The 21,049-nt window shown below is 69.3% G+C and carries 14 protein-coding genes; 8 read left to right on the top strand and 6 right to left on the bottom strand.

Annotated features, from left to right (window positions below):
• Both GPA25_RS22085 and gstA read left to right on the top strand, forming a co-directional pair.
• The coding region (locus tag GPA25_RS22085; RefSeq protein WP_211163200.1) for a 2-oxo acid dehydrogenase subunit E2 at positions 1-347 on the top strand (347 nt) is incomplete at its 5' end.
• Positions 348-430: 83 nt separating this feature from the next.
• Complete coding sequence (gene gstA, locus GPA25_RS22090) at positions 431-1,039, top strand: glutathione transferase GstA (protein WP_169262567.1); 609 nt, start codon at positions 431-433, stop codon at positions 1,037-1,039.
• A 133-nt stretch (positions 1,040-1,172) separates the two neighbouring features.
• On the opposite strand, the gene GPA25_RS22095 is transcribed toward gstA, so the two are convergent.
• From GPA25_RS22095 to GPA25_RS22105, 3 genes are all read right to left on the bottom strand, one after another.
• Positions 1,173-2,285: a metal-dependent hydrolase gene (locus tag GPA25_RS22095; RefSeq protein WP_169262568.1), complete on the bottom strand. Its 1,113-nt coding sequence runs from the start codon at positions 2,283-2,285 to the stop codon at positions 1,173-1,175.
• Between the two features lie 59 nt (positions 2,286-2,344).
• The gene (locus GPA25_RS22100) at positions 2,345-3,277 is read right to left on the bottom strand and encodes an SdiA-regulated domain-containing protein (RefSeq protein WP_169262569.1); all 933 of its coding nucleotides are present in this window, start codon (positions 3,275-3,277) and stop codon (positions 2,345-2,347) included.
• A 106-nt stretch (positions 3,278-3,383) separates the two neighbouring features.
• Positions 3,384-3,641 carry a hypothetical protein gene (locus GPA25_RS22105; RefSeq protein ID WP_169262570.1) on the bottom strand — a complete coding sequence of 86 codons (258 nt, stop codon included), beginning with the start codon at positions 3,639-3,641 and terminating at the stop codon, positions 3,384-3,386.
• Between the two features lie 188 nt (positions 3,642-3,829).
• On the opposite strand from GPA25_RS22105, the gene recC reads away from it, so the two are divergent.
• Genes recC through recD form a run of 3 tightly spaced genes read left to right on the top strand, consistent with a single transcriptional unit; the run spans position 3,830 to position 13,526 of the window.
• Positions 3,830-7,426: an exodeoxyribonuclease V subunit gamma gene (gene recC, locus GPA25_RS22110; RefSeq protein ID WP_246266050.1), complete on the top strand. Its 3,597-nt coding sequence runs from the start codon at positions 3,830-3,832 to the stop codon at positions 7,424-7,426.
• A complete protein-coding gene (gene recB, locus GPA25_RS22115; protein WP_169262571.1) occupies positions 7,423-11,307 on the top strand; it encodes an exodeoxyribonuclease V subunit beta in 3,885 nt (1,294 codons plus the stop codon). The genes recC and recB overlap by 4 nt, the downstream gene beginning before the upstream one ends.
• On the top strand, positions 11,304-13,526 hold the full coding sequence (gene recD, locus GPA25_RS22120) for an exodeoxyribonuclease V subunit alpha (RefSeq protein ID WP_169262572.1): 2,223 nt from the start codon (positions 11,304-11,306) through the stop codon (positions 13,524-13,526). The genes recB and recD overlap by 4 nt, the downstream gene beginning before the upstream one ends.
• 24 nt (positions 13,527-13,550) lie before the next feature.
• On the opposite strand, the gene GPA25_RS22125 is transcribed toward recD, so the two are convergent.
• Positions 13,551-15,086 (bottom strand): Ig-like domain-containing protein, encoded by a 1,536-nt coding sequence (locus GPA25_RS22125; protein WP_169262573.1) that lies wholly within the window; start codon positions 15,084-15,086, stop codon positions 13,551-13,553.
• Between the two features lie 354 nt (positions 15,087-15,440).
• Here GPA25_RS22125 and GPA25_RS22130 point away from each other — a divergent pair, with 354 nt between their 5' ends.
• Entirely contained in the window at positions 15,441-16,847 is a 1,407-nt protein-coding gene (locus GPA25_RS22130; protein ID WP_169262574.1) for a sensor histidine kinase, read from the top strand.
• A 15-nt stretch (positions 16,848-16,862) separates the two neighbouring features.
• Positions 16,863-18,278 carry a sigma-54-dependent transcriptional regulator gene (locus GPA25_RS22135; RefSeq protein ID WP_169262575.1) on the top strand — a complete coding sequence of 472 codons (1,416 nt, stop codon included), beginning with the start codon at positions 16,863-16,865 and terminating at the stop codon, positions 18,276-18,278.
• Between the two features lie 65 nt (positions 18,279-18,343).
• On the opposite strand, the gene GPA25_RS22140 is transcribed toward GPA25_RS22135, so the two are convergent.
• Positions 18,344-19,534, bottom strand: coding sequence for a type II secretion system F family protein (locus GPA25_RS22140; protein ID WP_169262576.1), 1,191 nt, complete (start codon positions 19,532-19,534; stop codon positions 18,344-18,346).
• A gap of 102 nt (positions 19,535-19,636) precedes the next feature.
• Positions 19,637-20,071 (bottom strand): type II secretion system major pseudopilin GspG, encoded by a 435-nt coding sequence (gene gspG / locus GPA25_RS22145; RefSeq protein ID WP_169262577.1) that lies wholly within the window; start codon positions 20,069-20,071, stop codon positions 19,637-19,639.
• A gap of 210 nt (positions 20,072-20,281) precedes the next feature.
• Between gspG and GPA25_RS22150 the strand changes: the two genes are divergently transcribed.
• Positions 20,282-20,917: a lytic transglycosylase domain-containing protein gene (locus GPA25_RS22150; protein ID WP_169262578.1), complete on the top strand. Its 636-nt coding sequence runs from the start codon at positions 20,282-20,284 to the stop codon at positions 20,915-20,917.
• Positions 20,918-21,049 lie beyond the last annotated feature (132 nt).

Raw genomic sequence — 21,049 nt, forward strand, 5'->3', positions numbered from 1 at the left:
CGATCGCCGACATCGAGAAGAAGATCGCCGAGTTCGGCCAGAAGGCCAAGGACGGCAAGCTCACGCTCGACGAGCTCACCGGCGGCACCTTCTCGATCTCCAACGGCGGCGTGTTCGGTTCGATGCTGTCGACGCCGATCATCAACCCGCCGCAGTCGGCGATCCTCGGCATCCACGCCACCAAGGACCGTCCGGTGGTCGAGAACGGCCAGATCGTCATCCGCCCGATCAACTACCTGGCGATGTCCTACGACCACCGCATCATCGACGGGCGCGAAGCGGTGCTCGGCCTGGTGGCGATGAAGGACGCGCTGGAAGATCCGGCGCGACTGATTCTCGACGTGTAAGCTTTCAGTGGGGCCGCATTGCGGGTGATGCCTGCGTGCGCCGCATGCGGCCCCATTGACCGTTCACTTTGAGGGAGACATGAATGAAACTTTTCCATGCACCGGGCGCGTGTTCGCTGGCGCCGCACATCGTTGCCTGCGAAGCCGGTTATGCACTCGATCTGGTCAAGGTCGACATCCCCAACAAGAAGACCGCCGACGGCGACGACTACTGGAAGATCAACCCGAAGGGTTACGTGCCGGCCTTGCAGCTCGATGACGGCCAGGTGCTCACCGAAGTCGCGGTGATCGTGCAGTTCCTCGCCGACCAGAAGCCGGAGTCCGGCCTGGTCGCCAAGTTCGGCACGCTGGAGCGCTACCACCAGATGGAAGCACTGAATTTCGTCGCCACCGAAGTGCACAAGCAGCTCGGCGCGCTGTTCAACCCGGCGATGACGCCCGAGATGAAGGAAGTGCAGATCGGCACGATCGCGCGACGCCTCACCGCATTGGAACAGATGCTCGAAGGCCGGCCCTACCTTGCCGGCGAGGCCTTCACCGTCGCCGACGCCTATCTGTTCACGGTGCTCAACTGGACCGGCATGCTCAAGATCGACCTCAGCAAGTGGCCCAACATCCGGGCCTTCATGGCCCGTGTCGCGCAGCGGCCGAAAGTGCAGGAAGCGATGAAGGCGGAGGGCCTGATCGAGTAGCGGGGCGAGTCGGAGATTCGGGGGGCCGGACGCTCAAGGGCGACAACCGGAACGACTGCATCGCACGCGATGCGATCCGCCGATCCACGAGGCGGTCGCGGGGTTGCCGATCCGGACAGCGCCTTGTCGTGCGTTACTGGGTGACGATCCAGCGCCGCCCGCCGGTGACCAGCTCGTACAGCCGCCACGCGTTGGCGCCCGGCGTGCTGCACAGGCCGTAGCGGAAGGGCGCCTCGGCGCGACCGGGGATTTCGAAGCGCAGGTCGCGGAAGCCGGCGCACAGGCTGCCCGACGCGCCGTTTTCGGTGTGATCGAGAACCGGGAACATCGCAAACCAGCGGTAGAACGCGAAATCCTCGGCGCCCCAGACCTGCCGCGCAAGCGCCTGCGTGTCGCCGTTGCCGAAGCGCGCACGCGTCTGCCACTGCGCCATCGCGACCGGCCGGTAGGGGGCCGAGAAGCGCCGCAGGAAGTTGTCGTCCGGACTCGCGTTGAGGACTTCGCTGCGGCGCGTGTTGAGGTGCGCGTAATGGTACTGCTCGCCGTCGAAGACGATCGCGGTCCAGTTGAAGGGCGAGGCGGGTCGCGGTGCCGCGTCAAGCTCGACCGCCGGGATGCCGTTCGCGGCCGCCCAAGCGCGCGCGGCGGCGATCGCTTCGCCGCGGCCGACGGCGCCGACGCCAATCCAGCCGATCACCAGCGCCAGCGCGATGCTGGCGGGAAGCTTGCTGTGGCGCCACAGCGTGCTCGCGACGAGGCCGGCGACGAGCAGGCCGGTGATCGCGAGATCGATGATGAAGGTCGTGCCCCAGCCGAAGCGCCGGTCGGAGATGGGGGCGAAGATCATGGTGCCGAACTGCGTGATCAGGTCGCCGAAAATGTGGATCAGCAGGCCCGCGCAGGCGATGCCGAAAAACGCCCGCCACGGCGTCGCCGTTGCACCGTTGCGGCGCGACAGGCGCGCGAACAGCCACGCCAGCAGCGCCCCCCACAGCGGCAGCATCACCAGCGAATGGGTGACGCCGCGATGGCCGCGCAGGTAGGCGAGATCGGACACATAGCCGAGCACGAAATCGAGGTCGGGAAAGGCCGCGGCCGCCGCGCCGGCGGCGACCATCTGCCAGACGGGTACGCTCGTCGCCGGGGCGGAGGGGGTTGCGGTCGCGGTGGGGGTGGCGCCGTGCTGCCGCGCGGCGAGCAGGCGCCCGACGATGGCGCCGGAAAGGGCGTGGGTGAGGGTGTCCATGCGCCGTTGGAGGCGATCGAGCGGGCTTCGTTCCCGGCCGCCGCGCCGCGCTGGGCCCTTCAGTCGGGCCGGAAGGCGTAGAACAGGTTCGGTTCGCTGACCACGTAGAGGTTGCCGCGCTCGTCGAACGTCATGCCCTCGGCCTGCGGGACGTGTTCGCGCAAGCCGGCAAAGCCGCCGGCGAGCGGCTGGAAGCCGACGAACTCGCCGGCCGCGTCGAGTTCGAGGACCAGCCGCGAGGTGTCGCTGAGCAGGATCACGTGGCCGCTGCGGGTGTCGTATTCGACCGAGGAGAAATCGCGGGCGACGAACTTGTTGGCGATCCATGCTTCACGGTCGATGACCTCGACGTCGAGCCGGCCCTCGAGGCTGGCGCGCAGGCCGCGGATTTCGTAGAGCTTGCGCGGCGAGTGTTCCTTGACGACGAACAGCCGGTCGCCGTCGCGGTCGTAAGCGACGCCTTCGAAACCCTGGTTGCCGCCGTCTCCCAGCGCCAGCGTGAGCGCCCGCTGCTGGCGACGCGGCAGAACCTGTCCGGGGTGGTCCGGCACCCGCACCACGACCAGCGCCTGCTTGCGTTCTTCGACGAGCAGCAGCAGATCGTCGCCGAGCCAGGCGACGCCTTCGACGTCATGGAAGCCGTCGAGTGGATAGCGTGCCAGCACCTCCCCGTCGGTGCTCAGCGCGAGCAGTTGCGGCGGCTCGTTGATGACCGACCAGAGCTGGCCGCGCTGTGCGTCCCACGCGAGCCCGGAGAGATTGCGGGCGACACCGTCGACCGCTTTGGCTTCCACGCGCACGTGGAAGTCGGGCAATGTGGTGGGCGGACGATCGCCGCGGGTCTGCCGCAGCGTCTCGATCGCCGACGCGAACAGGCGGTCGACCACGCGCCCGGCGTCGCCCTGCAGCGCCAGGCCCAGCGCCATCGCCAGCATTGCGCCGCCCCACCACGCCGGACGGGGGAGTACGGGGAGCCTGGAATTCAGGAACATCGTCTTGCCTGCCTGTCGTCACTCATGTGACAGACAGTCTGGCGAGGCAATGTTTCAAATCGTCGGTGCCGTCGACGGTGTGCACGTTGGGGCGCCGGGTTGTCCCTCAGCGCGAGCGCCAGCCCCATTCGCGCGCCGGGATGCGCAAGGTGACGGGTTCGCCGGAGCCGGTTTCGGCGAACAGTTCGAGTTCGCCGGAGTCGAGGATGCGGGCGCGCGTGTCGACGACTTCATGCACGCGCCACGGCGAGCTGGGGCGACGGGTGAGGCGCAGGCGGGGATAATTCACGCGGAGCACGTCGGCCCAGACGTCGTTCACGTCCTCGGCGAATTTCACCAGACTCAGTTCGATTTCGCGGACCATGCGCGACTCCGTGGGTGGCCAATACTGGATGGGCGGTGCGCCAGGTCGGCGCGCGGCTGCATGCTACTGTGTTGGAGCCTGCCGGCGCTACGGAAATTCACCTGCGACGGGACTTGTCGCAACGGCGCGTTAAAGTGCGCGCTGCGGGTGACGGGCAGGCGAGGGATGGGCGTGATTTGGAGACGGTTTTGAGCGACGAAGAACTGGCCAGCGGGCTGATGGTGATCCACGGCAACCATCCGGAGGCCTTGCGCGACGTGCTGGTGGCGTGGATGAAGCGCTATCCGCTGGCGCCGCTGGAGAACGAGCTGATCCTGGTGCAGAGCAACGGCATCGCGCAGTGGCTGAAGATGGCACTGGCGGCCGATGCGGTGTCCGGTGGCGGCGGTTGCGGCATCGCCGCGGCGCTCGAAGCCCTGCTGCCGTCGCGCTTCGTGTGGCAGGCGTATCGCGCGGTGCTGGGCGCGGACGCGGTGCCCGAAGTGTCGCCGTTCGACAAGCCGCGCCTGGTGTGGCGGCTGATGCGCCTGCTGCCGCAATTGCTGGCGCAGGCGGAGTTTTCCCCGCTGGCACGCTTCCTCACGGACGACGCGGACCTGCGCAAGCGTCACCAGCTCGCCGAGCGCCTCGCCGACCTCTTCGACCAGTACCAGATGTACCGCGCCGACTGGCTCGCCGCGTGGGCCGCGGGCGACGACGTGCTGCTGACCGCGCGCGGCGCGCGCGAGGCGTTGCCGCCGGTGCAGCGCTGGCAGCCGGCGCTGTGGCGTGCGCTGCTCGCCGACGTCGGGGCCGCGCTGGCGGACAGCGGCCGCGCCGCGGTGCATACGCGCTTTCTCGCGGCGATCGCGCAGAGGCGGGAGGCGCCGCGCCCGCCGACACTGCCGCGGCGCGTGATGGTGTTCGGCATCTCGTCGCTGCCGGCGCAGACGCTCGAAGTGCTGTCGGCGATCGCGCACTGGAGCCAGGTGCTGATGTGCGTGCATAACCCGTGCGAGCACTACTGGGCGGACATCATCGCCGACAAGGATCTGCTGCGTGCCGGCCGCGCCCGCCAGGCGCGCCGTGCCGGCATGCCGGCGGTGCTCGACGACGAGGCGCTGCACCTGCACGCGCAGCCGCTGCTGGCGGCATGGGGCAAGCAGGGGCGCGACTTCATCGGCCTGCTCGACGAGCACGACGCGAGCGAGGCGCGCGAGCATTACGCGCCGCGTTTCGCCGCGCTGCGCCAGCGCATCGACCTCTTCGCCTCGCACGGCGACGACTGCCTGCTGCACCAGCTGCAGGACGACATCCGCGACCTGCGCCCGCTGTCGGAGACGCGCGCGCGCTGGCCGGCGGTCGCTGCGGCGGCCGATTCCTCGATCCGCTTCCATGTCGCGCACGGCCCGCAGCGCGAAGTCGAGATCCTGCACGACCAGCTGCTCGCCGCCTTCAACGCCGACGCGACGCTGCGCCCGCGCGACGTCATCGTCATGGTGCCGGACATCGACGCCTACGCGCCGCACATCCAGGCGGTGTTCGGCCTGCTCGATGCGGCCGACCCGCGTTTCATCCCCTTCACCGTCGCCGACCAGGGCCTGCGCCACAACGATCCGCTGCTCAACGCGGTGGAAAAGCTGCTCGGCCTGCCGCAGTCGCGCGTCGCGGTCAGCGACGTGCTCGACCTCCTCGAAGTGCCGGCGCTGCGCCTGCGTTTCGGCATCGACGAGGCGCAGGTGCCGCTGCTGCACCGCTGGATTCGCGGCGCCAACATCCGCTGGGGTCTGCACGCCGAACAGCGTGCGAGCCTCGACTTGCCGCAGGCGCCGGCACAGAACTCGTGGGCCTTCGGCCTGCGGCGCATGCTGCTGGGTTACGCGGTGGGCGCGGTCGGCGAGGGGGCAAATGAGGGCGAGGTCGCGTGGCAGGGCATCGAACCCTACGACGAGATCGGCGGACTGGAGGCGGGGCTGGTCGGGCCGCTTGCGATGCTGCTCGAACGCCTCGACGCGAGCTGGCACAACCTGCGCACCGTGGCCACCGTCGACGACTGGTGCGCGCGCCTGCGCCGCCTGCTTGCGGACTTCTTCGATGCCGCCGACAGCACCGGCGCCTACACCCTGCTGCGCCTCGAATCGGCGCTGCAGTCGTGGCAGGACGCGTGCGCCGCGGCCGTGCTCAGCGAGGCGCTGCCGCTGTCGGTGGTCGGCGAACACTGGCTCGCGCAGCTCGACGAACCCGGCCTGTCGCAGCGCTTCTTCGCCGGCGCGGTGACCTTCGCGACGCTGATGCCGATGCGCGCGATCCCCTTCCGCCACGTGTGCCTGCTGGGCATGAACGACGGCGACTACCCGCGCACGCGCGTGCCGATGGACTTCGACCTGATGGGGCGCGACTATCGCCCCGGCGACCGGTCGCGCCGCGAGGACGACCGCTACCTGTTCCTCGAAGCCCTGCTGTCGGCGCGCGAGCGCCTGCACATCAGCTGGGTCGGGCGCAGCATCCACGACAACACGCCGCGTCCGCCCTCGGTGCTGGTCGGCCAGCTGCGCGACCATCTCGCGGCCGGCTGGCGCCTTGCCGGGCTGGCGGGCGAGGGTAGCGACGCGGAGCACGCGCTGCTCGACGCGATCACTGTCGAACACCGCCTGCAGCCCTTCAGCCGCGACTACTTCGCACCGCCGGGCGCGGACACGCCGCTGTTCACCTATGCGCGCGAATGGCGCGACAGCCTGCAGCCGGCCGTGGCGGCAGAGGGCGCGGCGGCCGTGGCGCTGCCGCCGCTGGCGTGGGACCAGCCGCTGACGCTGCGCCAGCTCGCCGATTTCCTCAAGGATCCGGCGCGGAGCTTCCTGCGCCTGCGCCTCGGCGTGTATTTCGAGACGCCCGACCCGGCGAGCGAAGACCACGAACCCTTCGCGCTCGACGCGCTGCAGAACTGGCAGCTGCAGGACGAGCTGATCACCGCGCAGGTCGAGGCTTTGCGCCACGGCACGTCGCGCGAAGCGGCGCTCGCAGCGGGACTCGCACGCATCGAACGGCGCGGCGATCTCGCCGCCGGGCATTTCGCCGCACTGATGCAGGCGCAGCTCGCCGAACCGATGGAGGACCTGTTCGGGCGCTACGCCGCCGCGCTCGCGCGCTGGCCGCTGGCGCCGGACGCGGACGAGGACATCGACTTCACGCACAGCGTCGCCGGCGCCACGCTGACGGTCGTCGATCGCCTCGCCGACGTGCGCCGCGATGCCACTGGTGCGCGCGGCCGTGTCGTGCTGGAGAGCAGCAGCCTGATCAAGAGTCGCAAGTACCGCCGCGAAAAACTGGTGCGGCACTGGGTCGCGCATCTGGCAGGGCACCTCGGCGGCGCGCCGCTGGTCAGCGAGATCGTCAGCAAGACCGGCGGCGTGGTGCTGCCGGCACTCGATGTCGCGAGTGCGCGCGAGCATTTCTGCGCGCTGATCGACGCGTGGCACGCCGGCCTGTGCCGGCCGCTGCCGCTGGCGGCGAAAACCGGGCTGGCCTGGCTGGAAAAGGGCGGTCGCACGGATACCCCCCTCGCCAGCGCCGCTGGCGACGCCGCGCGGACCGCCTACGAGGGCGATGGCTACAATTCCGCCGGCGAACGCGGCGACAGCGCCTATCTGCTGCGCGCGTGGCCGGATTTCGACGCCCTGTGGGGCGACGGCGAATTCGCGCAGCTCGCCGATACCTTGCTGCGGCCGCTGCAGGTCGCGGTCGCCAGGGCCAATTCTGGCAGATCCGATGCACCGGACGCCGCTGCGGCACACGGAGCCGAGGCATGAACCGCGACATGATGCCCGCCACGCTGCCGCAGGCGCTCGAACCGCTGCGCTTCCCGCTGCACGGCAGCCGCCTGATCGAAGCCAGCGCCGGCACCGGCAAGACTTTCACGATCGCCGCGCTGTACGTGCGCCTGGTGCTCGGCCACGGTGGCCACGCGGCCTTCGCGCGCCCGCTGACGCCGCCCGAGATCCTCGTCGTCACCTTTACCGACGCCGCGACCAAGGAGCTGCGCGACCGCATCCGTGCGCGCCTCGCCGAGGCGGCCGGCTGCTTTCTCGCCGATCCCGCGACGGTGGCGGCGCAAGCGGCCGGCGCCGATTTCCTTCACGCGCTACGCGCCGAATATCCCCCCGGCGAGTGGCTCGGCTGCGCGCGCAAGCTGCAGCTCGCGGCGGAATGGATGGACGAGGCCGCGGTGTCGACGATCCACGGCTGGTGCAAGCGCATGCTGAGCGAACACGCTTTCGACAGCGACAGCCTGTTCACGCAGCGCCTCGAAACCGACCAGCGCGAACTGCTCGCCGAAGTCGTGCGCGATTACTGGCGCACTTTCCACACGCCACTGGCGGCCCCGGACGTCGCCGAAGTGATGCGCTGGTGGGCGACGCCGGAGGCGCTGCAGGGGGATCTGCGCGGTCTGTTCGAGCACGCCGCGGCGCTCGATGCAGCCGTGCCGCCGGCCCAGGCGATCCGTGCCGCGTGCGCGCAAAAGGCCGGCGTGCTCGCGCAGCTCAAGGCGCCGTGGGGGACGTGGGCGGACGAACTGGAAACCCTGCTCGACGGCGCGGTCGCAGCGAGGCAGGTCGTCGGCAGCAAGATCCAGCGGCGTTATTACGCGGCGTGGCTGGACGCCCTGCGTACCTGGGCCGCAGACCCCGCCGCCGAGTCGCTTGATCTCAAGAAAGGCTGGGCGCGTCTCACGCCCGCGGGGCTCGCCGAAGCATGGAAGGATGGCGCCCCCCCGGCGCATCCGGCGCTCGACGCGATGACCGGCCTGCAGGCAGCGCTCGCCCATCTGCCGGACGCGCGCGCGCCGCTGCTGTGCTTCGCCGCGCGCTGGGTCGCGCAACGCTTCGCCGACGAGCAGGCGCGTCGCGCGCAGATGGGTTTCAACGATCTGCTCACGCGCCTCGACACCGCCCTGCACGAGCGCAACGGCGAGCGCCTCGCCGAAGTCATCCGTACGCAGTTCCCAGTCGCGCTGATCGACGAATTCCAGGACACCGACCCGGTCCAGTACCGCATCTTCGACGCCGTGTACCGCATCGCCGACAATGCGCCGGACACCGGCCTGGTGCTGATCGGCGACCCCAAGCAGGCGATCTACGCGTTTCGCGGCGCCGACATCTTCACCTACCTTGCCGCGCGCCGCGCCACCGGCGGACGCCTGTATACCCTCGACACCAACTACCGCTCGACCGTGGCGATGGTCGCGGCGGTCAATCGCTGCTTCGCGCAGGCCGAAGCGCGCGAGGCGGGTACCGGCGCCTTCCTGTTCCGCGGCCCCGATGACAACCCCGTACCCTTCCATGCCGTGCACGCGCAGGGCCGGCGCGAAGCCTTCGTCGCCGACGATTCGACACAATACGATTCGCCCGCCCACAATGCGCCTGCCGCCGCGCTCACCTGCTGGACGCTGGCCCCCGAGCCGTCCGGCAAGCCGCTCGCCAAAGGCGCCTACATCGACCGCATGGCCGCCGCCTGTGCCGGCGAGATCGTGCGTCTGCTCAATCTCGGCCTGCAGGGCCGCGCCGGATTCGCCGCGTCGCCGGACGCGGGGGGCGGCGAGATGGTCCGCCTGCGTCCCGCCGACATCGCGATCCTGGTGAATAACCGCAACGAAGCCGCCGCGGTGCGTCAGGCACTGGCGGCCGGCGGCGTGCGCAGCGTCTATCTGTCGGACCAGGAATCCGTGTTCGCCAGCCCGCAGGCCGGCGAATTGCAATTGTGGCTCGCCGCCTGTGCCGAGCCCGACGACGACGGCCTGCTGCGCGCTGCGCTCGCCACGCCCAGCCTCGGTCTCGACTGGCCGGCGCTCGACCGCCTGCGCCACGACGAACTGGCGTGGGAAGCGCGCGTGCTGCAGTTCCGCGACTATCGCCAGTGCTGGCGCCTGCAGGGCGTGCTGCCGATGCTGCGCCGGCTGCTCGGCGACTTCGACGTGCCGCGCCGCCTGCTCGCGCCCGCGCCGGGCGCATCGAACGGCGACGGCGAACGCGCGCTGACCGACCTGCTGCATCTCGCGGAACTGTTGCAGCACGCCAGCGCCGCACTCGACGGCGAGCACGCGCTGATCCGCCACCTCGCCGAACAACGGGCGGACGCCGGCAACGGCGACGACGCGCGCAAGGTACGCCTCGAAAGCGACGCCGATCTGGTGCAGGTCGTCACCATCCACAAATCCAAGGGCCTCGAATACCCGCTGGTGTTCCTGCCCTTCGCGTGCGCCTTCCGTCCGACCAAGGGCGAAGACCTGCCGCTGAAGTGGCACGACGATTCCGGCCGCCTGCAACTCGCGCTGGCGGCCGACGATGCCGCCCTCGCGCGCGCCGACCGCGAGCGCCTCGGTGAAGACCTGCGCAAGTTCTACGTCGCGCTGACCCGTGCGCGCCACGCCACCTGGCTGGGCTTCGCACCGGTCGCGGACTTGCACCGCAGCGCGCCCGGTTATCTGCTCGCCGGTGGTGCGGCGATCGGCCCGGACCGCCTCGATGCCGTGCTCGGCGCGATGTCCGGGGGATGCGCCGGCATCGTGGTGACGCCGGCGCCCGAAGCGAGCGATGTGCGCTACCACGCCGGCGCAGCCCATGCCGACGCGGGCGCCGCGCGCCAGCCGCGACGGGCGGTGCGCGAGCACTGGTGGATCGCGAGCTACTCGTCGCTGCGCGTCGGCGAGGGCCGCGACGCGACCGCCGACGTACAAGGCGTGGCTGGCGCGCTGCCGACCGGCGCCGCGCCGCCGCCATCCGCCAGCCAGGCACCCCGGCGGGTGACGGACCCCCTCGCCCCGCACATGGCCACGCACATCGCCACCGCCCCCGCGGCCGATACTGCCGCCGAAGCCACCTTCGCCGAAACCCTCGACGAAGCCCCGGTCGCCGGCGCACTGGCGCCCACCGACGACGACGCGCGCCTGCACCACTTCGCACGCGGCGCGGGCGTCGGCACCTTTCTCCACGAACTGCTCGAATGGGCCGCGCGCGAGGGTTTCGGCCGGATCGCCGCACAGCCCGCGCGCGCCCGCGACACCGTCGCCCGCCGCTGTGCCGTGCGCGGCTGGAGCCACTGGAGCGAACCGCTGTCGCGCTGGCTGCAGCACTTCATCGCCATGCCCCTGCCGCTGCCGGACGCCGATTCGCCGCCCGCGCCGTGTCTTGCCGCACTGTCGGCCTACCAGGTCGAGATGGAATTCTGGTTCGAGACCCATCGCGCCGACACCGTCCGCCTCGACGCGCTGGTGCGCGCCCACACACTGGGCGGCGCACCGCGCCCGGCGCTGCTCCCCGGCCAGCTCAACGGCATGCTCAAGGGCTTCATCGACCTCGTTTTCGAACATCAGGGGCGCTACTACGTGGCCGACTACAAATCCAACTGGCTCGGGCCGGACGACGCGGCGTACACGTCCGACGCGATGCGCGAAGCGGTGCTGGCGAAGCGCTACGACCTGCAATACGTGCTGTATCTCTTCGCGCTGCATCGCCTGCTCAGATCGCGCCTGCCCGATTACGACTACGACCGCCACGTCGGCGGCGCGGTGTACCTGTTTCTGCGCGGCAGCCACGCGGAAACGCGCGGCTTGCACTGCGAGCGCCCGCCGCGCGTGCTGATCGAGGCGCTGGACGCCGAGTTCGGCGCCGCCGGCGCGGAGGTCCGGCCATGAAGCGCTGGACGAGCAAGGCCTCCGCGGCCGACGCCAACGCGACGCTGGACCTGTTTTCGGCGGCCGACGCGGATGCCGGCCTCCCCGCCCGCGCCGGGAAAATCCGCAGCGCCGCGACGCCCGCCCTCGCCGATGTCGCCGCACTGCTGACGCGCTGGGCCGAGCGCGGCTGGCTGCGTCCGCTCGACCGCGCCTTCGCCGAATTCCTGCGCGGCGAGGCGCCCGATGCGCACCCCCTGCTGCTGCTCGCCGCGGCGCTCGCCAGTCACCAGCTCGGGCGTGGCCACGTGTGCCTCGACCTCGCCGCGACGCTCGCCGATGCGCGTTTCGCGCTGTCGCTGCCGCCCGAGGGCGACGACGGCGTCGCGCTGCCGGCGCTGCCCGACGAACTGCTCGCCGGCGTCACGCTCGCCGACTGGCAGGCGGCACTCGCCCACCCGCTGCTGGTCGGCCGCGGGGCGGGCAACACGCCACTGGTGTGCGTCGGCACGCGCCTGTACCTGCGCCGCTACTGGCAATATGAATGCGACGTGCGCGCCGGCATCGAAACGCGGCTTGGCGCGCGCGACGCACTGCAGGCCGCGCTCGCGCCGGCGCCCTTGCGCCACGCGCTGACGGCGCTGTTTCCGGCCGCCGCGGGGGCCGCGGCCGGCGTCGACTGGCAAAAGCTCGCCTGCGCGCTCGCTGCGCGCAGCGCCTTCAGCATCGTCACCGGCGGCCCCGGCACCGGCAAGACCACCACCGTCGTCAAGCTGCTGGCGCTGCTGCAAAGCCTCGCGCTGCACCGTGGCGCCGATTCGCGCCCGCTGCGCATCCGCCTCGCCGCGCCCACCGGCAAGGCGGCCGCGCGCCTCAACGAATCCATCGCCGGTGCGGTCGCTCGCCTGCCGCTCGACGCGCTGCCCGACGGCGAGCGCGTGCGCGACGCGATTCCGACCGAAGTGTCCACGCTGCACCGCCTGCTCGGCAGCCGCCCGGACACGCGGCACTTCCGCCACGACGCACGCAACCCGCTGCCGCTCGACGTGCTGGTGGTCGACGAAGCCTCGATGGTCGACCTCGAAATGATGGCCGCGCTGCTTGCCGCACTGCCGCCCACCGCACGCCTGGTGCTGCTCGGCGACAAGGACCAGCTCGCCTCGGTCGAGGCCGGCGCGGTGTTGGGCGAACTGTGCCTGCGCGCGCACGACGCTTATTACACCCCGGCCACGCGCGACTGGCTTGCTGCGGTAACTGGTGCGCACATCGACGCCGCTCTCGTCGATGCGGCCGGCGAAGCGCTCGACCAGGCCATCGCGATGCTGCGCGTCAGCCACCGCTTCACCGCCGCCAGCGGCATCGGCCGGCTCGCCGACGCAGTGAACGCCGGCGACATCGTGGCGCTGCACGCGCTCTGGCCGCAGGGCTATGCCGATCTTGCGCGCGTGAAGCTCGCGGGCGCCGACGACAGCGGCTTGCGCGCGCTGGTGATCGACGGTGGAGGCGCGAATTTCCCCGCCCAGGGGCAGGGCCGCCGCAGCGGCGACGACGTGCTCCCGCCGCCGGCCGGCTATCGCCATTACCTGCAGGCCGTGCGCGACGGCCAGCCGCCGGCGGATGCCGCGCCGGAGGCCTTCGACCGCTGGGCGCGCGACGTGCTCGCCGCGCACGGCCAGTTCCAGGTGCTGTGCGCGCTGCGCCGCGGCCCGTTCGGCGTCGATGGCCTCAACCTGCGCATCGCGCGCCTGCTCGGCGAGGCCGGGCTGATTTCCGCCACGCAGGGCTGGTACCTCGGCCGGCCGGTGCTGGTCACGCGCAACGACTACGGTCTCGGCCTGATGAACGGCGACATCGGCATCACGCTGGCGCTGCCGCGCGCAGACAGCACGCCCGGCGCCCCGGTGCAGTGGGGCCTGCGCGTCGCCTTCCCGGCCGGCGACGGCACGCACGGCATCAAGTGGGTGCTGCCGAGCCGCCTGCAGGCGGTTGAAACCGTCTTCGCGATGACGGTGCACAAGTCCCAGGGCTCCGAATTCGCCCACGCTGCGCTGGTGCTGCCGGATGCGCTCAGTCCGATCCTGACGCGCGAACTCGTGTACACCGGCGTCACCCGCGCGCGCCACTGGCTGACGCTGGTGACCGCCGGGTCCGAGCGGGTGCTCGAAGAGGCGACGCTGCGCCGGGTGCAGCGGGCGAGCGGCCTGCACGCCGCCCGAACCGCCACCTCAGCTGCCACCTGAGCCGTCACCTCGTCGTCGTCGGGCTTACTGCACGATGTTGACCACTTCCTGGTCGGTGCCACCGCCGGTCGAGGTCACCCGCACGACGTCGCCCGCGACCCCGCTGATCGGCGAGCTGCGCACGTCGATCTGCCACGCGCCGGTGACGTCCGACGTGACGGTGGCGATCGTCTCGTTGGTACGCAGCAGCACCGCCGTGATCTGCGCGCCGGCCTGGTTGGTGGTGCCGCGGATTTCCCAGCGGCTCTTGTCGAGGCGGAAGTTGGCGCGCACCAGATCGACGGTATCCATCGCCACCGGCTGGGCGGAGATCGTCACCACCGACGGATTGGACACGAGGCCGCCGGTATCCGCGACGGTGTAGCTGAAGCTGTAGGTGCCGGCCGCACTGGCGGTGACGAGCACGTCGCCGTTGAGCGTGTTCTGCACCGCGAGCCCCGGCGGCACACCGTCGAGCTGCACCGTGGTGCCGTCCATGTTGCCGTTCGCGTCGGTGTCGTTGACGGTCAGGTGCACTTCGGTGGCCAGGCCGACGAAGACACTCGCCGCATCGGCCACGCTGACCGGGGCGACGTTCACCGGTGCCGTCTCGGCCGGTAGCGGCGGGGCGACGACGCCATCGACCGGCCCGCTGGCCTGGGTGCCGTTGCTCAGGTTCACCGCCAACACGTGCGACGGGCACGCGCCATCCGAATCGGCCTCGCCTTCATTGACGTCGACACGATAGCGATAGGTGCCGAATTCCGGCGCCTCGAGGTCGACGGTGGTGCTCATCGAGCCGAACAGGTAATTGGTCTTCGGGTTGCGGAACTCGATCAGTGCCGCCGACGGCAGATACGATGCGCCCTGCACTTCCAGCCGTCCGCCCGCTATGCAGCGCGCATGCGTGACGCTGGTCTTGGCCGCGCCCGGCTCGACCAGTTCGCCGCCGGCGGCCTCGACCATGAAGTGATGGAACACGCCGTCGTCGCCGTAATAGCCCTCGAGCGCGGCGAACACGCCAGCAGGAATCGTCGCTGGGTACACCGCGAAGCCGAACTCGTTGTGATAGCCCTGCGACGGCAGGCGCGGGTCGGTGCTCTCCGCCATCGGCACGCCGAGCAGTGCCATCGAACCCGCGTCGTTCCAGGTCAGCACGCCGATCAGCACCGTCTCCGCCGGCTCGATCGCCACATCGCCAATGACGGGCGTCGCAGTGCCGTCGGCCGCCACATCGACTTCGCCGGTCAGGATCACCGTCGAGCCGACGAAACCGTTGCGATTCAAGCCCGGAAACTGCGTCGGATCGGCCAGTTGTTCGAGGCTCAGGGTCGCCGTCGGCGTATGGATCGTGGCGCCCGGCGCTACCCGCATGACGCGCCCGAACACCGTCAGGTCCACGCCGCTGCCGTCCGGCTGCAGATAGACGTTGGTGACGACGCCCTCCGTCTCGAAGGGTATCGGCGCCACCTGCGCCGATGCGGCAAGCGGGGCGCCCAGCGCGCACATCAGGGCGAGCGCGCGGGCGAGCGGTTTGAGGGAGCAGATCGGCATCTGCCAATTCGTTTTCTTGTTCATCATGGCGACTCTCCGGCGATGTATGGTGTGACAAAGATTTACTTGACACTGCGCGCACCGGACAAATCGCAAAAGGTATGCCATACGAAAAAAGGCGTAGCGCCGGTCCGATGCTTTCTGGCTTCGGCACCGATTCGACGGCAGCAGGCAAGGCAACTGGGGAAATCGCCCCACCCAAATTGGGGAAATTCCCCAGTGCATTAAATGTCGTTGTGATGCACATTGGTGTGAAACATTCACTGACATGACGCATGTCACGGCACCGCACAGGATTTTGTTGCAGGCTGTGTGGACGACCGGTATGGCGCATTCGTCGAGCTGGTGATTCGGGTCGGGCCTTGGTACGCGGTGACTGAAATGAACAGCAGTCCGAAACCTTTCAATCTGCGCAAATGGTTCTCCGTCGTGAGCCTGTTTGTGACCGGGGCGGTGGCGATCGTCTTCGGCGCCGTGCTGTCCAATTTTTTCGTATCCGAGACCATCAAGCGCGACGCCGTGCTGACCATGCAGTTCATCCAGGCGATTGCCGAAATCGAGGTGCGCCACGGCCACTTCGGTCACGCCAATGTCACGCTGGGGCAATTTCTCGACAAACGCGTCGAAGCGGCGACGCTGAACGTGCCGGAGGAAACCCTCGCGCGCGTGCGCCAGGAATTCTTCGATCACCTGCGCACCATGCCCGAAGCCTTGCTGGCCACCGTTTTTGCGCCCGACGGCATGATCGTGTGGTCGACCAACCCGCTGCTGGTAGGCAAGGTCGTGCCGCCCGATCATGAATTCGGCGAGGTGCTGATCTCGAAGTACATGGTCGCGGGCGGCCACCTGAAAGGCACCGGGGGCAAGAAGCTGGAGCAGCAGTTCGTGCGCTATCCCCAGGACATCTACATCGAGAATTACGTGCCGCTGCTCGATCGTGCCGGCAACGTCGCGTCCGTCGTCGAGATCTACAAGGAACCGAGCGACCTGATCCACTCGATCAAGCGCGGCTATCTGCTCATCTGGGCGGCGGCGCTGGCTTCCGCCGCCGTGGTGTACCTGGCGCTGCGCTGGATCATCATCCGCGCCGCGCGCCTGATGGAAGCGCAGCAGCGGCAGATCGTCGAGAACGAGACCCTCGTTGCGATCGGCGAAATGTCCTCCGCGGTGGCGCACGGCCTGCGCAATCCGCTGGCATCGATCCGTTCCAGCGCCGAACTCGCGCTGGAAATCGAGGACTTGCCGGTGGCCAAAAATCTTAAGGACATCGTCACGCAAGTCGACCGCCTGTCGAAATGGGTGCGCGAGTTGCTGCTGTACTCGCGCCCGATCAGCGACGACCGCGAAAACGTGCAACTGGCCGCGGCCGTCGACGAAGCACTGGCCGCATTCGACGTGCAGATCCGGCGTGCGGGAATCGAGCTCGACTGGTCGCTGGCAGCGCAGCCGCCGGTGCTGGTGTGTGCGCACGGCGCCTTGCTCGCGCAGGTGCTCAACAGCGTGCTGTCCAACGCCATCGAGGCCATGCCGCAGGGCGGCCGCTTGAGCGTATCGATTGCCCCGCCGGAGCATGGCCGGGTCGTGCTGCATGTCGGCGATACCGGTATCGGCATGTCGGAGAAACAGCTGGCGCTGGCTTTCAAGCCCTTCCAGACCACCAAGCGCAGTGGCCTGGGCGTCGGGTTGGCAATGATGAAGCGCATAATGGAACGTTTTGGCGGCGCGGTGACGCTCGATAGTCGCGAAAAGGTCGGGACCACCGTGCGCCTGATCTTCAAGCTCGCATAGTGGGAGAGTAAGGAAATGCCCCAATACACGATTCTGGTCGTCGAGGACGACGAGATCCTGGGCAACAACATCTGTACCAGCCTGCAGCGTCACGGCTGGGGCGCGCAGCTCGCCTCATCGTCCGAGGACGCGCTGCAGATGCTCGGGAAAATGCACCCGGACATCGTGCTGACCGATCTGAACCTGCCCGGCATCACCGGCATCGAGCTGATCGGCCGCGTGCGCGACGCCGACCCCGACGCCAAGGTCATCCTGATGACCGGCGACGGCAATGTGCAGACGGCGGTCGACGCGATGAAGGCCGGCGCCTACGACTACCTCTCCAAGCCGCTGGTGCTGGCGGAACTCAAGCTGCTGATCGAGCGCGCGCTCGATGCCCGGCGCATGGAGAAGACGCTGTCCTTCTACCAGAACCGCGAAGCCAGGGATGCCGGGCTGGCAGCCTTGCTGGGCAATTCCCCGCCGATACAGGCGATGAAGACCATGATCCGGCAACTGCTCGACGCCGAAGCGCACATGGCGGCGAATGACCTGCCGGTGGTGCTGATCGGCGGCGAAACCGGCACCGGCAAGGAGCTCGTCGCGCGCGCGCTGCATGTCGACGGCGTGCGCGGCGACGGGCCCTTTGTCGAGGTCAACTGCGCCTCGATTCCCTCGCATCTGCTCGAAGCCGAACTCTTCGGCCACGAAAAAGGCGCCTTCACCGACGCCCGCGAGCGGCGCGCAGGCCTCGTCGAAGCGGCCGAGGGCGGCACCCTGTTCCTCGACGAAATCGGCGAAATCGACCTCGCGCTGCAGGCCAAGCTGCTCAAGCTGCTGGAAGAGCGCAGCATCCGGCGTCTCGGCTCGGTGAAGGAGATCAAGGTCAACCTGCGCATCGTCAGCGCCACCAATCGCGACCTTGAAAAGATGGTGCGCGAAGGCAAGTTCCGCAGCGATCTCTACTACCGTCTGCACATCATCACCGTCAACGTGCCGCCGCTGCGCGCGCGAGGCGACGACATCGCGCTGCTGGCGCGCCACTTCCTCACCCTGCACGCGCGCCGCTACGGCAAAGCCGGGCTGGAGTTCAACGCCGACGCGCTGAAAGTGCTCAAGGGCTACGGCTGGCCCGGCAACGTGCGCGAACTGCGCAACATGCTCGAACAGACCGTGCTGCTCGCCGCCGGCAAGGTCATCACCCCCAATCAGCTAGCCATTTGTCCGGGGCTGTCCGGCCCGTGCGACCGCGACTTCCACACCCTCGACTCCTACTGCATGTCGGTGCCGTCCAATGGGGTCAGCGTGCCCGAGGTCGAACGCGACCTGGTGATCAAGATGCTCGACAAGACCGACTGGAACGTCACCAAGTCCGCGCGCCTGCTCGGCCTGACCCGCGACATGCTGCGCTACCGCATCGAAAAGCTGGGGCTGGAGCGGCCCGAGCACTGAAGCAACGCGGCCGCAGCGCGCTGGGCTTCGCGGCCCGGCGCGCTACGCGCTTGTCGCTGCGGCGATTACTGGATGCTGCTGGCGAGTTCGAAGATCGGGATGTACATCAGGATCACGATGACGCCGATCACCAGGCCGATGAACGTCATCAGCAGCGGTTCGAAGAGGCGCACGAACCATTCGATCCAGCGGCCCATCTCCTCGTCGTAGAAATCGGCGGTGCGCTCCATCATCGCGCCCAGATTGCCCGACTGTTCGCCCGCGCGCAGCATGCGCAGCGACACCGGCGTGGCGAGATGGTTTTCTTCCAGCGCCCACGACAGCGCGTGGCCTTCGCGGATGCGCTCGGCGGCACTGTCGAGGCGGCTGCGCGTGGCGAGCCCGAGCAGGCCCCGCACCATGCCCATCGCTGTCAGGATCGGGATGCCGCCTTGCAGCAGGATGCCCAGCGAACGGTAGAAGCGCGCCAGTTCATAGATGAACAGGCGGTCGCGCGCCGCCGGGATGGTCTCGATCAGGCGCCCCAGCGCTTGGCGCACACTGCGCTGGCGCAGCAGCAGCACCGCGGCGGCGAGCGTCGCCAGCGCCCCGGCGGCCACTGCCGCCTGGTGCGCGTGCAGGAATTGTCCGCTGGCGAGCAGCACGCGCGACAGCCACGGCAGGTTGGAGCCGAGATCCTCGAACACCAGGCTGAAACGCGGCACCACATAGCCGATCAGGAACAGCATCACGCCGCAGCCGACGAGAAACAGCAGCGCCGGGTACACCGAGGCGCTGACGATCTTCTGCCGCACTTCATCGACGCGCCCGCGATACGCCACGTACCGGCCCAGCGCATTGCCCACGTCGCCGGTTTTTTCGCTCGACTGCACCAGCGCCACGTACAGCTCGGGGAACACGGCGGGGGCGCGCGCCAGCGCCTGCGACAGCGACTTGCCCTCGTACAGCAGCCGCACCAGGTCGCCCAGCACCTTGCGCGAATGCGGGTCGCTCTCCTTTTCGGCGAGGCTTTCCAGCGCGTCGATCAGCGCCAGGCCGGCGTTGAGCAGGGTCGCCAGTTCCTGGCTGAACAGCACCAGCGGGAAGGCTTCGCGGCGACGCCAGCGCAGCGTCGGCCAGCGCTGCGCCGAACGCAGCGACAGCACGCGCAGGCCCTGCAGTTCGGCCAGATGCTGGGCGTCGATGGACGTCGGCGCCTCCAGCGTCAGCGACACCACCCCGGCCGCGCTATTTACGCCCTTGACGTGGAAGCGCATGGCTTGTCACTGAGCCTGGTCGATTGGATACGGGCGGCGAACGCAGCGTCCGCCGAGCGGTGGTGTCCGCGACGCTGTCCGCCGTGATGCTTGTCTTGGTGTCTATTGCCAGCTGACGATGTCGGCATTTTCCCCCTCTCCGCCGGGCTGCCCGTCCTTACCGAGCGAGAACAGATCGTAATCGCCATGTTCGCCGGGCGCCGTGTAGGAGTACGCGCGTCCCCACGGATCGAGCGGCACGCTTTTCTGCAGATACGGGCCTCCCCACTTCGGCTCGGAGCCGGGTCGCGTCACCAGCGCGGCGAGTCCCTGCTCGGTACTGGGGTAATGGCCGGTGTCCAGGCGGTAAAGATCCAGCGCCTTGACCAGGCCTTCGACCTGGGCGCGCGTGGCCTTGACTTCGGACTTGCCGAGCTGGCTGAAGTACTTGGGCGCCACCAGTCCGGCCAGCAGCCCGAGCACGACGAGCACCACCAGCAGTTCCAGCAGCGTGAACCCGCGCGACCTGGCGCGTCGGAGCAGTTGACGATCTTCCATGGGCCTTCATCGCAGAGTGGGAAAAGATTGCCCCCCAGTGTAGGAACATGATGCGGGCGGCGTCAATTTTCGAGCACGAAGCATGCCCATGTGCTCGCCCGCCGCATCGCGCCGCAGGCCGCGGCGCATTCCCAAGGCATGAAGCTTGCAACGTCAGGCGCGCCGCCGGGGATTTTCCCACGGTGGCCCGCCTGACGCCGGGGAGACTCCATGACACCGCTGGTCCCGCTGCTCCTTGCCGCCTGCCTGGCGCTGCCCGCCACGGCGCATGCCGAGATCTACATGAAGGTGGAAGCAGACGGCACGGTGATGCTGACCGACGAGGTGCGCGGCAGTGGCTACCAGCGCATGACGCCGGGCCCGACCGCAGCACCGCGCGCGGTGGCGCCCAGCACGCGCGGGCAGCCCGGCGGCGCTGCCGCAAGCGACTGGGGGGACCTGCCCTTCGCTCCGCTCGTGGCGGCCGCAGCGGCCGAGCACGACGTGCCGGAAGCCTTGATCCATGCGGTAATCCACGCCGAGTCGAACTACGACGCGGGGGCGGTTTCGCCGAAAGGGGCGGTCGGGCTGATGCAGCTGATGCCGGCCACGGCGCGCGAGCTGGGCCTGCGTGACGCGCGTGATCCGGCGGCGAATATCCGCGCCGGCACGCAGTATCTGAAGCGCCTGCTGGGCATGTTCGACAACGACATCGCGCTGGCGCTGGCGGCCTACAACGCCGGCCCGGCGGCCGTCGCGCGGCATGGCCGCAACGCCCCGCCGTATGCCGAGACGCGGCGTTACGTGCCACGCGTGATCGAACATTTCGAGCGCCTGCGCAGCCGTCGTGGCAGCGGGGTGTCCTGAGCGGTGTGGGGCTATTTCCCCATGGCCGGGGAACTGTCCCCAATCTCTACGACGAAGGTGTGAACCGCCGCAACCGCCCGCGGCGCGCGGGACTGCGGCCGGCAAGGGGGTTGGCCGGGGGGCGTGCAGGGC

This window comes from Aromatoleum diolicum (genome assembly GCF_012910955.1).
Classification (GTDB): Bacteria; Pseudomonadota; Gammaproteobacteria; order Burkholderiales; family Rhodocyclaceae; genus Aromatoleum; species Aromatoleum diolicum.

Bases quoted from the DNA above. Each gene is read 5' to 3' on its own strand.
- gstA (WP_169262567.1), top strand. From the start codon at position 431: ATGAAACTTTTCCATGCACCGGGCGCGTGTTCGCTGGCGCCGCACATC.
- GPA25_RS22095 (WP_169262568.1), bottom strand. From the start codon at position 2,285: ATGGACACCCTCACCCACGCCCTTTCCGGCGCCATCGTCGGGCGCCTG.
- GPA25_RS22100 (WP_169262569.1), bottom strand. From the start codon at position 3,277: ATGTTCCTGAATTCCAGGCTCCCCGTACTCCCCCGTCCGGCGTGGTGG.
- GPA25_RS22105 (WP_169262570.1), bottom strand. From the start codon at position 3,641: ATGGTCCGCGAAATCGAACTGAGTCTGGTGAAATTCGCCGAGGACGTG.
- recB (WP_169262571.1), top strand. From the start codon at position 7,423: ATGAACCGCGACATGATGCCCGCCACGCTGCCGCAGGCGCTCGAACCG.
- recD (WP_169262572.1), top strand. From the start codon at position 11,304: ATGAAGCGCTGGACGAGCAAGGCCTCCGCGGCCGACGCCAACGCGACG.
- GPA25_RS22125 (WP_169262573.1), bottom strand. From the start codon at position 15,086: ATGATGAACAAGAAAACGAATTGGCAGATGCCGATCTGCTCCCTCAAA.
- GPA25_RS22130 (WP_169262574.1), top strand. From the start codon at position 15,441: ATGAACAGCAGTCCGAAACCTTTCAATCTGCGCAAATGGTTCTCCGTC.
- GPA25_RS22135 (WP_169262575.1), top strand. From the start codon at position 16,863: ATGCCCCAATACACGATTCTGGTCGTCGAGGACGACGAGATCCTGGGC.
- GPA25_RS22140 (WP_169262576.1), bottom strand. From the start codon at position 19,534: ATGCGCTTCCACGTCAAGGGCGTAAATAGCGCGGCCGGGGTGGTGTCG.
- gspG (WP_169262577.1), bottom strand. From the start codon at position 20,071: ATGGAAGATCGTCAACTGCTCCGACGCGCCAGGTCGCGCGGGTTCACG.
- GPA25_RS22150 (WP_169262578.1), top strand. From the start codon at position 20,282: ATGACACCGCTGGTCCCGCTGCTCCTTGCCGCCTGCCTGGCGCTGCCC.